The 14,533-nt window shown below is 50.5% G+C and carries 10 protein-coding genes and 1 pseudogene; 7 read left to right on the top strand and 4 right to left on the bottom strand.

The features are described 5' to 3' along the window. Positions 1-472 (bottom strand): tetratricopeptide repeat protein (locus N836_RS45475; protein WP_031291855.1); only part of this gene is annotated, 472 nt, incomplete at its 3' end. Between the two features lie 558 nt (positions 473-1,030). Here N836_RS45475 and N836_RS77410 point away from each other — a divergent pair. Together N836_RS77410 and N836_RS77415 are read left to right on the top strand one after the other, a co-directional pair. Beyond that, positions 1,031-1,450, top strand: coding sequence for an IS110 family transposase (locus N836_RS77410; RefSeq protein ID WP_023071300.1), 420 nt, complete (start codon positions 1,031-1,033; stop codon positions 1,448-1,450). Further along, positions 1,447-2,199 carry a transposase gene (locus tag N836_RS77415; RefSeq protein WP_235071038.1) on the top strand — a complete coding sequence of 251 codons (753 nt, stop codon included), beginning with the start codon at positions 1,447-1,449 and terminating at the stop codon, positions 2,197-2,199. The genes N836_RS77410 and N836_RS77415 overlap by 4 nt, the downstream gene beginning before the upstream one ends. Positions 2,200-2,603: 404 nt before the next feature. On the opposite strand, the gene N836_RS78135 is transcribed toward N836_RS77415, so the two are convergent. The 3 genes from N836_RS78135 to mobF form a co-directional block, all read right to left on the bottom strand. Next, entirely contained in the window at positions 2,604-2,699 is a 96-nt protein-coding gene (locus tag N836_RS78135) for a hypothetical protein (RefSeq protein WP_161634932.1), read from the bottom strand. A 4-nt stretch (positions 2,700-2,703) separates the two neighbouring features. Further along, entirely contained in the window at positions 2,704-3,600 is an 897-nt protein-coding gene (locus N836_RS72910) for a 4a-hydroxytetrahydrobiopterin dehydratase (RefSeq protein ID WP_023071302.1), read from the bottom strand. A 373-nt stretch (positions 3,601-3,973) separates the two neighbouring features. Next, complete coding sequence (mobF, locus tag N836_RS45485; RefSeq protein WP_023071303.1) at positions 3,974-7,219, bottom strand: MobF family relaxase; 3,246 nt, start codon at positions 7,217-7,219, stop codon at positions 3,974-3,976. Between the two features lie 782 nt (positions 7,220-8,001). On the opposite strand from mobF, the gene N836_RS45490 reads away from it, so the two are divergent. The 5 genes and pseudogenes from N836_RS45490 to N836_RS45510 form a co-directional block, all read left to right on the top strand. Further along, entirely contained in the window at positions 8,002-8,409 is a 408-nt protein-coding gene (locus N836_RS45490; RefSeq protein ID WP_023071304.1) for a hypothetical protein, read from the top strand. Positions 8,410-8,418: 9 nt separating this feature from the next. Further along, a complete protein-coding gene (locus N836_RS45495) occupies positions 8,419-9,261 on the top strand; it encodes a mobilization protein (RefSeq protein ID WP_023071305.1) in 843 nt (280 codons plus the stop codon). A 14-nt stretch (positions 9,262-9,275) separates the two neighbouring features. Next, positions 9,276-9,917 (top strand): hypothetical protein, encoded by a 642-nt coding sequence (locus N836_RS45500; protein ID WP_152532074.1) that lies wholly within the window; start codon positions 9,276-9,278, stop codon positions 9,915-9,917. Between the two features lie 880 nt (positions 9,918-10,797). Further along, positions 10,798-12,528 (top strand): group II intron reverse transcriptase/maturase, encoded by a 1,731-nt coding sequence (gene ltrA / locus N836_RS45505; protein ID WP_023071307.1) that lies wholly within the window; start codon positions 10,798-10,800, stop codon positions 12,526-12,528. A 479-nt stretch (positions 12,529-13,007) separates the two neighbouring features. Further along, positions 13,008-14,489 (top strand): annotated as a pseudogene (locus N836_RS45510) (ISL3 family transposase); the annotation flags it as partial. Positions 14,490-14,533 lie beyond the last annotated feature (44 nt).

A 14,533-nucleotide genomic window follows, 5' to 3' on the forward strand; every position in this document is an offset into this window, starting at 1 on the left:
TGGCCACCTCCGGATGCTGAGGGCCCAACTGCGCTTCCAAAATCCCGAGCGACCTTTGATACAACGGTTCTGCTTCCTCATAGCGACCCTGTAATTCATAGAGTAAGCCCAAGTTATTCAGATTGGTGGCCACCTCCGGATGCTGAGGGCCCAACTGCGCTTCCAAAATCCCGAGCGACCTTTGATACAGCGGTTCCGCTTCCTCATAGCGACCCTGCAATCGATAGAGTTCTGCCAAGTTATTCAGACTTGCTGCCACCTCCGGATGCTGGGGGCCCAACTGCGCTTCCACGATTTCAACCCGCCTCTCAGCGAGGGGAATTGCTTCCTCGTAGCGGCCTTGCTCGGAGAGTTCAACAATTTGCTGATTAAGAGCCTCAAGACTGTTTTGAACGAGGCGTTGAGGGGCCTCTAGGGGAGCCGCATACACCGGCCAAGATGGGGTTGAAACGAGCAAGCCAGAAGCCAGCATCAGAGCTAACCGGGGCCTAGACAATTGGGCTGAGGAGAAAATACGCATGGGTAGCAGGCATCACGAGAGTCGGTTTACCCCCAGCTTAAACGGAGAATCCCGGCGACGATTTGCCATTACCCGCAGCAACGCTATTTGAGGTTAACGTCCTAGCTCGGCTGCTAGGTGAAAGAGTGTGTCGCAGAGCGACTCCGACTGAACCTAGTCAGACTACAGCGTCTTTATGGGGGGACGAGCATAGAAAGACGGGAGGAGACGACTGTGCATGGGATGACAGTGTAGATGACTACTAACATATCGAATCGCTCCTTTCGTTGCATGCTCTAACTCTGGAAAAAAGTATAGAGTCAAGAAAGGAGAGACCCTGCCAGTTTGTGGGGACGACTATGCAGCGCCAGTCAAACGATGACTACTAACATATCGAATCGCCCTTCAAATCAATCCAATCGCGGCCTAACGAATCCTCAGGGAGCAGGGAAATAACCCTTTCCATAATCTCTTCGCAAAGCGACTGGTGGCAGACTCTCCCTCAAACAAAAACACTCTCAATTTAACACAATGAACCTCAACCAAAGTCCAACAGCGTATGCGGCTTATATCGGGATTGATTGGGCAGATCGCAAACATGATATTGCACTCTATGATTGCCAGAATGGAACCTGGGAGCATTGCACGATTCAATCCAAACCCCAATCTATTGCTGATTGGGTTAATCGCTTACGAAAAACCTATGGAGGGTCCAAGTTGCTGGTTGGGTTGGAGCAGAAACGCGGTCCTCTCCTCTATGCACTATGTCAATATGAGAATTTGGTGCTGGTGCCCATCAATCCTCGAACGGTCGCGAACTATCGCAAAGCGTTTCAGCCCTCGCGGGCCAAATCGGATCTAATCGAGGCCAAACTGATCGTTGAATTGATGCAAAAACATGGCGAAAAACTCGATATCTGGACAGCCGGGTGCCCGAAGCATCGTGCGTGAGACAATGGGTTGAGTCCCGTCGCATGTTAGTAGGCGAGAAGGTACGGCTGACGAATCGGATCACCGCCGCGCTCAAATCCTATTTTCCTCAAGTGCTCGATTGGTTTGACGATAAAGACACCATTGCGTATTGTGAATTTCTTGAAGCGTTTCCAAATTTACACGCGGCTCAAGCCGCCACGGCTGATGTCTTGAGAGACTTCTTTCGGAGCCATCACATCATCCGCAAAACCACAATTCAACGACGAACTCAGCAAATTCAAGACGCTGGGCCACCGTTGACGCGAGACGACGCTATCACCATTCCAGCCCAAGCTTTAATGCGAGGCTTAGTCGCGTTATTGAAAGTCGTCTTGTCACAATTGATTGTGTTTGAGCGCCAAATTGCCTCGTTATTTGAATCGCTGCCGGATGCAGACCTCTTTAAGGCATTGCCGGGAGCCGGACCCCATTTAGCGCCACGATTGTTAGCGGCCTTTGGTGAAGACCGAACTCGCTTTAATTGTGCTCAGTCTTTTCTGAGCTACATTGGCATTGCACCAGTCAAAGAAGAGAGTGGTAAAAAGCGATGGGTTCATTGGCATTGGTCTTGCCCCATCTTTCTAAGGCAAACCTTTGTCGAGTGGGTGGCTCATGCCAGACCTCGCTCGGTTTGGTCACAGGCGTTTTATCAACAGCAACGGCGCAAGGGTCAGTCACATCAAAAAGCGATTCGAGCCTTGGCCTATAAGTGGGGGAGAATTCTCTGACGTTGTTGGCAAGATGGTGTGCCCTATGATGAAGAGAAATATCTGGCTGCGCTAAGACGCAAAAAGTCACCCCTAATAAAGCTATTAGGCGTTCAACAACAACCTAAACAACAAGCATAGGAAGAACAAATTTCACTTAAAACACACACAATAACAACCAAAACAAGATCGATCACTCTATGCAGTTACTTGGAGCAATATCTGATGAACAGCTAACCCGTATCAATGATCATTCAGCCAAGCAGACCCATCTAATAGAGCAGGTTCAGTCTCCCTGAACAACTAACTATTAGGTCAATTTTGAACGTCTGAATTCCCGCTAAAGCTAAAGCAGAAAAAGAAGTTTAGCCTTTGCTATTGACCTCGTCCGCCTCAGGGCCTATGTTAGGCTGCGTTTGTCGAGTTTACTGCTGTTTTACGTTCTCTAAGTTCTTCAAAGATTCCGATATTGCTGCTTGCAGGGCTGTACTGCGATTTGGAAACATCCCTTGTTCAACCATGAGATCAATCTGTGCTAGCAATACTGGACCCGATATTTAACGTTGTTTTGGAATCACGTAGTGCGTAGTCCAAGTACAAACTGTCTAAATATTTTGCCATCTCAATATCATAACAAGAAGGCTTTAATCCATTATCCCAGGTTGTCAACCATACAGTAACCGTTCTCCACAAGTTCTGCCATGTAGGATGATGATTAACTCTAGAAATCCTGCGCGACGCAACTAACATAAAATGCATTGCAGCTTCAAAAGTTTCAAATTCGTATTTCCGAATCAACTCCGTTGAAATGCCGGCTTGCAACTTCCTGTTAACTCGTTGCCACTGAGATAGTGTGAGTAGTTCTTCATCAAGTTCTTGTTCTGAAAGAGGCGTAGCAGGCTGATAACCAGGCGCAGGATAATCAACATTGCGTGTTTCAGCATTAATTGCTCGTTGAAATCCTTTTTGCTCTATAGCGGTAACGAGTTCATTTACATCCTCGCGCCAGTATTCCGTTCTCAATTTGAATGACTGATTGCTTAAAAGAGGGACAAGAGATTCTGGCAAAGCTCTTACATCGGGAAGTTTCGCATCGGAAACTAATAATGGAATAATCACTAAGTTGTTTGTGATTCCAAACTCAACCTCTTTACGAACCCAGTCACTCGGCTCATCCAAACGTCGACGGAAATATTCGTCCTGTGCTCGTAGCCAATCTGGTCCAATAACAACTATCAGAACTGAAGCTGATCTTAGATTTCTTGCAAGATGTTCTGCCCACTTATCCCCAGCTTGAAGACCTTTCTCATCAATAAACACTTCAGTATCCACGAAAGTGTTTTGGAGAACATCATGTAGCCAGAATGCTAGATTCGGTCGATCTGACCTGCGGTAGCTAATGAATATGGATTTAGTGGTCATATTCGTAATTCCATATATAACTCAGAGGCTGCTTGATACTTCTGGTGAATTATCAAACAGCCTCTTAAACGAAACAGGCTAACGAATGAAGTTGAGCCGTAGCGGGGATAACTCTCTTTTAGGCTTCCCAAGCCCTAAAAGATAACTAATATGATACTGTTAACCTCCTAGATAACATTTTTATTCGCTGCTAATTTAACAATTAATTAGAGAGAAACTTTCTGCCTAATCCTCTGATCCGGTAGATTAAGTAGAAAGTTTCAGCCTAATCTTCCAAATGTCACACCGCAGCCTAGCTGCAAGGCGGGCAACAATTCAAAGTGAATCATGCAGCCAGAAGATTAGTTGCCGCCGTCAGCAACGGTTCTAGATTCTACCGCTCTATATCCACACCCACATACCGTTGCTGCTGACGCATATGCATTCTTTGTTGCATGACTGCGTTCACCTGCTGCTTCACATACTCCACAGCAGCCGTCCGACCCTCTTGCTGTCGTAGTTGTCGGGCCAATGGACCTTGAAACAAAATACGAGCCGCCTGCCGCCGCTGCGCCTGGGTAGGCTGACCTTGATGCCCACAGTGCTCCTGGAGATACTGGTGGACAATCATCTGGTCCTGATGATACGGCTGTTCCGGTGGTTGTTGCGCGGCATAATGCTCATACCATTGCCGGTCTTGTTGGGTTAAAAGCCACTGCTGGCGTCGGTGCCGAAGGGCAGCTGCAAACTGTCGAGTAAGCTCTGGAACTGTTGAGTCTGACGACTGTCGAGTTTTTGAAGCAGTAGCAGCACCTGAGTCAAGGCTTGCTGCGAGACGGTCTGTGCTTTGAGCGAGGCAGCTAGCTGGGTTTTCAGCTCGGCTATCTCGGCGTAGAGCGGTTGTAAGCTGGCGAGCAAGGCGCTCTCCAATGCGCCTTCCGTCATCTCGACGGTTAGGGGTTGAGGTTGGGGTTTGCGGGGTCTGGCCATGGTGGGTCACCTGGTAGAGGGACAAATAGTCGCTGGCGTTTTGGTTCGCTCGACTGCGTTGGGCGATGCGGAGTAGATCGTCTTTGTTAGGGGTGTAAAGGGTCAGGTGACGTTTGGCTCGGGAAACGGCGACATAAAAGGCTTCTTGGGTGAGGGTACTGTCGGCAGCCACCAGGACGCGCTCAGCAGTTTTACCCTGGCTGCTATAGGTGGTGCTCACCAGGCCATAGTCGATATAGTGATGGCCTCTGAGATTGAGGCTGCGGGCAGTGCCGTCTGCGGTGAGGATCTGGGCCTGGCCCTGGTCATTGAGGGCGGTGATGGTGAACTGCTGCCCATTGCGAATACCCAGATCGCGATCATTACGGGTCCACCGCAGTTGGTCGCCTATAGCAATAGGGAGCTGCTGAATGCGGTAGCTGGTTTTCTTGGCACAGTGGACAGGGTTGAAGGTGAGGGTTTGACCATCGGGGGCTTGGAGAATCAGATGGTTATGGGTGGGGTCAATGGCGGTGACGGTATAGCGCTGGTGCCGCTCCAGACCATGACGCGGGTAATTTCTCACCGGCACGATCACATCGCCGATGGCATAGTGGCTAACGTAACGAGCCTGGGCCTGGGTCAGATCTTTGGGACGTAGAGATTGCAAGGTAAAGAGATCGCACTCTAATCGGCCTTCTTGTTGCAAGGCATGACGGAGTTTTTGGGTAATAGCCAGGCGGTCGTCATTGGTGCCGCTGAGAATGAGTGTTTTCTTGCGCTGGGCAGGAGTGAGACTGAGGTAGTCCTGGGCCAGAGCACTAACGCGATCAGCCAGGGGGACTGTTTGAATAAATCCAGCTTCGTCTAACTGTTGGAGGCCGGTGGGAATATCCCCCTGGGCAATGTGGTGAACGGCAGTTTTGAGAGCCTCCGTTTGTTGGCGGCGAGATTGGTTAAGGATGGCGGTTTGGATGCCTGCTTCTTGGAGAGATTTGAAGGGGTTTCCAGCTTCAACAGCGGAGAGTTGGCGGGTATCTCCCACGAGAACAACACGAGCCTGGTGGACTTCTGCTTTTTGCAGTAGGGTATGGGCAGCTTTGGCGCTCAATAGTCCGGCTTCGTCCACGATCCAAATGGGGAATTTTGTAGACGAGTGTTTGAATTGAGACGGGTCTGGATCTGGGGTATGGAGCAGGTGGGCGACGGTATTGGTAGGGATGCCAGTGTCCTGGTGGAGAACATTAGCGGCTTGGGCGCTGGGGGCATAGCCGGTGACGTCATGCCCCTGGTCCTGGGCAATGCGGGCATAGAGATTGAGGCTATGGGTTTTACCGGAACCAGCGACACCTTGCCAGGCAATGATGCGATCGCACGTAGTCGCCGACAGCCAAATAGCCTCACGCTGACCAGGAGTCAGACTCAAAGCATCACTCAGTCGCTGGTTAACCTCCTCCGGTGTGGCAATCGGGTCCACCTGGCCCTGGCCGCCCACCATCATCTGAATCGTTTCTCGTTCTCGCTCCAGGGCGGTATGGGTAGTGAGCCATTGGTCATCAATAACAATGCGATTGGGATGGTGCCGCAGAGCCTGGTGGAGATCGGCAAAGCTTTGCTGGCCAAGGCCATGTTCCAGGGCAAATCGTTCAGCTTTGGCTTGCTTAAAAACGCTCTCCCGTTCGGCAGCATGATCCAGGCCCAGGGTGGCGGCAGCATGGGCAGCAGTTTGACTAGTTTGGTTCAGGTCAATGTCCTGGGTGGGCACCTCTGGCAGATTCAATCCTTGGGCCTGGATCGTCTCAGCCCAGCCGGTGAGTAAGAGAGAACGAGGCACAGTCGTTTTACGACGGCGGGTGTCGAGGGTGGCCTGTTTTTGTTGGCTGCGGTGGAGTGGGGCACCACCAGTTTCAGTGAGTTTCTGTTCCCACTTTTCCAGGTACGTTTCGATCTGCTGGGTACGGGTGGAAAAGGTATTGAGTAGCTCAGGACCATAGCCGGTTAATTCAAACTGACCGGTGGCCGTCGGGGTGATGTCATAACCATGATGACGCAGTTGATAGGCCAGCTCATTTTGGTAGATTTCCCCCAGCAGTTTTTGGTGGGCCACAATCGCTTCGTTACTGAGGCTGCGCCACTGGCTATTGTCTAATTGGGTGGCATTAATCAGCACACAATGACTATGAAGTTGGGGGTCCTGTTCGCGACTGGTTTCATGACGAAAAATAGCAGCAACCACATTGCCGGTGGTCACCCGTTTCCGTTCTCTCTGGGGCCGACGAATCCGAGTTTGGGCATAGCGAGTTTCAAGAATCGATAGGGCCGTTCTGACTGCTTGATCATGGGCAGCAAGCACACGAGTATCGCCTTGAATTAGTGCGGCAATAGACACACTTTTGGGTGCAGAAAATGTGCAATCAGTGGCCGCCCGATGATGGTCTGGATCGATCTTGCGGGCATGAAGGGATTCCCCATTCGGGCCTTCGCCATGGAGCAATTGTTGGAAAGTGGACTGGTTAAAGTCGTCGGTTAACCCAAGGGCAGTTGCTCCTTTTCCATACCAGGTGGCGCTGGGGGTGCCGGTATCGACATCATCCAAATCTCGGGTGTAATAGTCGTCAGCTTCATAGTAATTTTCGGCCTGGGCCGCTGACACATTGGCAATGGACAGCATGGCGCGGTAGATAGAAAAACGACAGAAATAGAGTTCTGAGAGATTTTCAGGGTTTGAATCGTTAAAGCGCTTAACCTGTCAGGATTTGATGGGGTTTTCTACGTTTGGGCCTGCCCAGCCTGGGCGTAATGTCTGAGCCGCGTAGCTCCGTCCATCGTTAATTCGGCGTGAATCCTACACTGCCGTGGACGGGGCGCAGCTCCCATGGCTTCCTACTGATCCCATAGAAACCATCAGGAGGTTTCAACAGAGTCGCTACATTCGTTTACACCACAACAGAGTTAGACGAGAAACGTTACACCCGCCGTAAGCCTTGAGGTGAATAGCATTCTCCCCATACCCAGGCATTCCTATGAATCCTATGAATCGTGTGAATCATGCGAATTCATGTGAATTCACGTGAATAGATACTAACTACGAACATTCTCACACCAGGACTCAAGCCTCACAAATAAACGGCTATCCAAGGATCCTGATAATTAACCCATGGTTTATCAGTACAGCCATCAATACGAATCCCTACAAAGAGTTTTCAACAGTACTGCCTCGAAAACAATTCAGGAAATGCTCCCGTTAATCATTAGGAAATGACTTCGTTAACAGTCGAGTGAATGAATGAGAAACGTTCTGGAAACAACAATGGGAACGCTACAAGCTCCCAAGTTCTAGAGAACAAATATCGTGGCAACTAAAGTTAATTCAATAATTAAGGGATTCCGTACTTTTATGGAGCAATCTGGGAATGCCACTCACCCTGGGAAAAGCTCTGGTTATCTCCTGCCATGTCCGATACTGTTTACTCTGCTGACACCCTTGCGGATTGCCAACAGGAACTCGCGGCTCTTGCCAAAGAACCTCGCACCCACTTCAACAAACGTGAAGCGGTGGCGGTGCTTTTTGAGGATATTGAGGCTGCCCTGGTAAACCACACCTACAGCGAAGTGGCAGAACGGTTAGGGAAATCGGGTATCGATATCTCGGCGGGTAGCTTGAAGCAATACATGCTCAAGCTCAAGCGAGAACGCCAGGGGTCTACAAAAAAAACGTCAGGGTCATCTAAACGAAACCGTAGGAACAGCCAACCCAAACCTGCGGTGGAGAAATCCTCTAGCAATACACCACCGTCTCAGACGGTAACTAAAAAACGGGTATTGCCAGAACCATTTGATGAGGTGAAAACCGCATACTAGGGGGATACGATGACTGTCACCACACGTAAACGTACTAAATCATCAACGAATACATCTACCGATAACACCAACGGAAATAGTGAGGGTAACGATAGCGTTAATTCAACGGTGAACGCTGAGGTGAATCCCAGCGTGAATCGTCGGGTTAATCATCGGATTCATTTTGCCGATGGGAATAAGGGAGGCGTGGGTAAAAGTGTTCTCTGCCGCACACTCTATCAGTGGTTCCTGGATCGGAAACAGCCGGTAATCGGGGTGGAAGCCGATGTGAACAGCCCAGACTTCAAGGGCATTTACTCCGATGTCATGGTGGCCCAGTTTTCTGAAGATGAAACCATGGGGGCCAGGGCCAATGCCATTGTGAATGCCGTCGTCGATGCCCAGACGTCCGCCGTCGTGAATCTACCGGCCACGGTCTATGAAGCCTTTCGGCTATGGCTGCGGGATTACGACATTCTCACCCTAGCTACCGACAACCACATCGAGCTGGTGAAGTGGTTTGTAGTCACTGGCGAGTTTGACAGCCTCAAAAGTTTAGAGATTTCTCTATCCTCCTTTGACCGGCGCATTCCCCATGTGGTGGTGAAGAACCTCAAGTATGGTGATTGGACCTTCTTTGACGAATCCGATGACCTCCAGGCATTGATTCGCGAAACCCGAACGCCTGTGATTGAGCTACCCAAGTTACCGGTGCGAGTGGCCAGTACCGTCCTGCAGCAACGGCTTACCTATGCCGACAGTTTGCGCCATCGAGGGAAAGGCTTTGGCGTGGTAGAGCAGGCCGCAGTCAAAAGCTATCTGCGCTCCGCCTATGCCGCCTTTGAATCCACTGGATATTTGCCCAGCATTTAGGGAGCCATCACACCGTGAATACGATTACCGACGAGCAGCGACGCTTAGCCGGGGCCATGGGTGTGGACCCCGATGATCCGTTGATTACCGTACTCAAACCCGTGGCCGACCTGGCCGAGGAGATGAAGGCATGGAAAGACATCGACATCGAACTCCTGAAGTTTCTCCGCTCCACCAGTCAGGGGGTGGAGCAGACGGCCTCCAATTACGCCAAGCTCGCCAATTACTACAGGACATTGGTCGAGCTATCCAAGGAATCGTCGACGCAAATGCAAGCGGAGACCGGGAAATTAGTCAGGCTGATGCAGGACTCGATCCGACAACTGCAGTCCGATCTACCCAGCAAACAAGAACTGACATCCGACCTCAGCTATCTCAAGACCGAACTTCACCAGACCAAGGCCTTGAGCGCTGATCGCCCCTTAGTGCAATGGGTAACGCTGGTGATAGCACTTCTCTTCAGTGGTGGAATGGCCTGCTTGGGCTGGTCTATCGGACGGTTAAATGGCTTGGAAACGGGAAAACTTCAAAACATAAGTCTCTTCGGGGGGCAAAGCAATATGATCTACTGGTCACATCTGCGACAACAGAATAAAGATGAGATCACGAGTTGTCGAGAGAAAGAACAGGAAACCTGTGTGATTAACTTGCCATAGAGAATAGTCTCACCTTGAGTTGGAGACTCATACTACAAACGCTGCGCCCTTAGGCGCATCTGCTGGCGGCGGCAACTAATCTTCTTGCTGCATGATTCACTTTGAATTGCTGCCCGCGCGACGCAACTAGTCATAGCCTTGATGCGTGCTCTAGGAAAAACGTTTGGTCTCTATCCATTGCAATCAATCAGGTTCAGCTCTCAACCACTCGCCACGAATTCTCATGGGTTGAAGTTGAGAGCACAACGTCCCTACCACGGGGTTTGAGTAGTAGTGCGATGTAGAAGTTGAGTGTTAGAGGATTAGACTAATCCTCCCAAATTGAGTGGAGAGCCAGCTCTCCCAGTGGAATCTGTCCCACTGTTCCCACGTAAAAGAGTCATCGACTCCGGTCACGTTGGTAGTAAGTAATGAATCCAGCGGAGAGCAGACCACGGAAGTACCTAACCTGGCAGCCTAAGCCGGGAGCGGGCAAGGGAAAGTTCGGTAAGGTTAACGCAAGTGAACCGTCGTTGACGCCTCGTCATGAACCGCAGAGTGAAATCAGGCTGACACACTCTAACCAAAAGGTGTATGGGTGGCTCAATCGCGTGCTACTCGGTTGAGCGACAGATTGTATTCCCATCGGAGTTAGACGGAACCTACCCCGAACGTATCTCACACACTTAGAACTACAGTAAGCCCGATGGGTTCTCTGATTTTGGTCAGAGTAGGCCAACCGTAAGGAAGGCGGAACTACCCAGCGGGTAGAGGATGCCGGAGGAAGCGAAGGCTCCTGGTAATGCGGGAGATAGAGGTTCAAGCTTTGCCTCATATCGAAAGATAGCAAAATTCCGGCAGGTCTTCAGCGATAACTCGAAGTAAGGGAACTTAATCCATTGTGAAAGATAGAGTCCGTCAGGACATCGGAGCAAGGACACCTCTTCAAGACTGGACAACCATCGATTGGAAAACCATCAAGAAGCGGGTGAAGAACCTAAGACAACGAATTTATCGAGCAACTCAACAAGCTCAGTGGAATCGGGTGAGAAGCCTGACGAAACTGATGCTACGCAGCTACGCCAACCTGTTATTGTCGATCCGACGCATGACCCAGGAAAACCGGGGGAAGCAGACAGCTGGCCTAGATGGTCAGATTGTCCGCACCTCAGCGGAACGGGTCGCCTTAGTCAAGCAGATGCAAGCCTATACCCTGTGGCGCGTACAGCCCACAAAACGGGTATATATTCCAAAGGCAAACAACAAAGTTAGACCTTTAGGAATTCCTTGTATCACTGACCGCGTCGCTCAGACAATGGTCAAAAACGCGTTGGAGCCAAGCTGGGAAGCCCGGCTAGAAGCCCATGCTTATGGGTTCAGGCCAGGGCGAGGGTGTCACGATGCCATTGAACAGTGCTTTTCTAGACTACGAAAGGGCGGTGATACCTGGATTCTCGACGCCGATCTCCAAAGCGCATTTAACAATCTGAGCCATCAGTTCATCCTCGATGCGATTGGTCTTGTACCCGGTCGAGAATTGATCAAGCAATGGCTCAAAGCAGGCTATGTTGAGGCTGAGATGTTTCATCCAACAACACAAGGGGCTCCCCAAGGGGGAAGTCTCTCACCATTGTTGTTGAATATTGTGTTGAACGATTTAGGCGCTCTGCTGTCAGGCTATACCAGTGTCACGCTCAAACAGTCGTCACCGACAGCCAAACGGCAGAAACCCTATCGACAGAAGTCAGCGACCTACGGCTACTGTCGTTATGCCGATGACTTTCTGGTAACCGCTAAGCGCAAGGCAGACATTGAAGCTATCATCCCCGTTTTAGAGCAGTGGTTGGGGGAAAGAGGACTCAAACTCCACCCGGATAAAACTCAGATTGTGAACGTCCAACAAGGCTGTCACTTTCTAGGCTTCACTATTCGGCACCTGGGGGGCAAATGCCTCTGCGTTCCGCAGAAGGAGAAAGTGACCGCTTTTATCCAAGGCATTCGAGACTGGCTGAAGGTCAACGCTCAAGCTAAACCTGAGTCTGTCATCAAATACCTCAATCCACGATTACAGGGATGGGGAAACTACTACCGTCATGGGGTCAGCAAACGGGTGTTCAGTTATGTGGATGACCAACTCTGGAAAGCGCTCTGGAGATGGTGCCGAAAACGACATCCGAATAAAGGAGGAAAATGGGTTGCCAGGAAATACTTTAAGTTCCATAAGGGACGACATTGGACTTTCTTCGCAACGGCTGGAAACCGCCGAGGCGGCCTGAGAACATTGACCTTGATGAAGGTGGCAGATATGCCTATCCAGCGTCATATCAAAGTCAAAGGAACCGCCTCTCCAGATGATCCTTCACTCCATGACTACTGGCAGCATCGCCAAACTCGATACGGTAAAACGTATTGGGCCAAGGGGTCTAAGTACCACCAGGTAGCCTTAGCCCAGGATTGGCGATGTCCCGTCTGTGGTGACCTTTTATTCAACGGCGAGCCGCTCCATATCCATCATCGGATACGCATCAAAGACGGAGGAACTGATGGGGCTAACAACCTGATTCACCTTCATCAAACATGTCACCAGCACATCCATGCTGGCGGGAATCTTGCTGAATTGCAGAAGGCTTGAGCGGCTTGAGCGGAAACCATCACGAGCCGTTCTGAGGGGAGGGAGGCATGGCGACATGGCCTCCTTTACCCGACATGGATACTGTTGGCGAAGTCAAAACACGGTGTCCGTGGCAGAATTGAGCTAGCAATTCCCCACTACATGGGGTGGTGACGTTAGCTAGGAGGAATGGGGACTCATGCTACAAGTTCAACCCACTGGCTCAGTGCCAGCTGAAACCGCTCGCATTGCTCATCAAGTCTTTCCCAAAGGTAATCGCTATCTGAATGCTGATTCACACAACTTCGGCAGGCAGTCACACCAAACTTCGGGCTCATGGCCACTTTTGGTGATCCAAATGAGATAGCAAGGCGTAGATAGGGATGGCCTTTGCGTACGTCCCATCATGAATCTCCTCCAGCATCTACTCCCTGACTCGTCAGCCTTGTCATTGAAACACTGGGAGTTAGAGACGGCAACTCACCAGTTCGTTATCACCGGTCCAGTTCAGCCTCACTCTCTTATTAGAGGTGTGTCAGTTTTTCTATCTCAATGACGCCTGTCCGCGACGCATCTTTACCGAGCGATTACCCAGCCTGGTCGCCCCGTGGGCGAGATGCACGGCTCGTTACACAAACCATCTCATCGCCATGGGACTGGAATTGGGCGGCTCAGCGACCGCTCGATTAAGTTATCAGGTGGGATATGGCTATAGTCGGAATACCTTTCTGCGGCTTCTTGCTAGCTTGTCGCTGCCCAACATCGTCACCCCCAAGATTCTGGGTGTGGATGATTTTGCCTTCCGTAGAGGTCATCATTACGGGACTATCTTGGTGGATCTCGAAACGAACCATCCCATTGCCCTATTGCCAGACCGAACAGCAGAAACCTTGGCAACCTGGTTAGAAGGCCACCCTGGCATCGAAATCTTGTCACGGGACCGGTCCAAGACCTACAAACGCGGGATGACTCAGGGCGCTCCCGATGCCATTCAGGTCGCAGATCGCTTTCATCTGTTACACAATCTTGAAGAGACACTAGAAAAGGCCTTGAAGGGGCACTCAAAAATCCTCAAACAGGTTGAGCAAGACCAGCTTCAAGCTGAGGGTGTTATGGTATCTAACGTCTCGGAACCACAACGCTCTGACACCCAAACAGCCCAACAACGGAAAACGGCTCAAAAGCGAGCTGAACGGTTAGACAACTATGAACAGGTCCACAGCCTACGCAAACAAGGCTACAAAATCAAAGACATTGCCTATCATCTAGGGATGGGTAAGCGGACGGTGTACACCTATCTGTCTCACGAGACATTTCCAGAATGGCAGTCGTCTAGCCGACAATGCAGCAGCATGTTAGATCCCTACAAGTCCTATCTCATCGAGAAATGGGGCCGGGGACGTCAGCACACTAAACAGCTCTTTAAGGAGATTCAACAACAAGGGTATTCAGGAACCTATAAAACCGTGGCCCGCTATACTCATACGCTACGGTCAGCTCAGCCTCAACCACTCCCCCATCCCGACTCTTTAAAGGAGCTGCCCGGTCGAGGCCCGGCCCCGAAGATGACTATCAAGCCCCAAAAACCGTTAAGTGCCAGACGTGCGGCTTGGTTAGTCCTCCAGCGACCAGACAGGTTAACTGACACGCAAAAAACACTATTGGAACGCCTGACTCAACGAGTTGAACTCTCGGAGACAATCCGGCTCACTCAGGGATTTATAGACCTTGTCCGACAGCGACTTCCCAAGCAGCTAGACAGCTGGTTGGAGAATGCTAAGAATAGCACAATAAAGACATTTCAGAGTTTCGCTAAAGGGATAGAAGACGATTATGATGCGGTCAAGGCAGGCATGATCTTAGACGTTAGCAATGGACCGGTAGAAGGTCAAAATAATCGATTAAAAATGCTTAAACGACAAATGTTTGGTCGCGCTGGGCTGGATCTATTGGCCAAGCGACTGATTTTGACGAATAAATAGTCTCCTGAGGCGATGGTTCAAGTGAGGGTAGCGCGATCACCAAA

Origin of the sequence: Leptolyngbya sp. Heron Island J, from assembly GCF_000482245.1 — a bacterium.
Classification (GTDB): domain Bacteria; phylum Cyanobacteriota; class Cyanobacteriia; order Phormidesmidales; family Phormidesmidaceae; genus Leptothoe.

Excerpts from the sequence above, each read along its gene's own strand:
- N836_RS77410 (WP_023071300.1), top strand. The coding sequence starts at position 1,031 with ATGAACCTCAACCAAAGTCCAACAGCGTATGCGGCTTATATCGGGATT.
- N836_RS78135 (WP_161634932.1), bottom strand. The coding sequence starts at position 2,699 with ATGGTTGAACAAGGGATGTTTCCAAATCGCAGTACAGCCCTGCAAGCA.
- N836_RS72910 (WP_023071302.1), bottom strand. The coding sequence starts at position 3,600 with ATGACCACTAAATCCATATTCATTAGCTACCGCAGGTCAGATCGACCG.
- mobF (WP_023071303.1), bottom strand. The coding sequence starts at position 7,219 with ATGCTGTCCATTGCCAATGTGTCAGCGGCCCAGGCCGAAAATTACTAT.
- N836_RS45490 (WP_023071304.1), top strand. The coding sequence starts at position 8,002 with ATGTCCGATACTGTTTACTCTGCTGACACCCTTGCGGATTGCCAACAG.
- N836_RS45495 (WP_023071305.1), top strand. The coding sequence starts at position 8,419 with ATGACTGTCACCACACGTAAACGTACTAAATCATCAACGAATACATCT.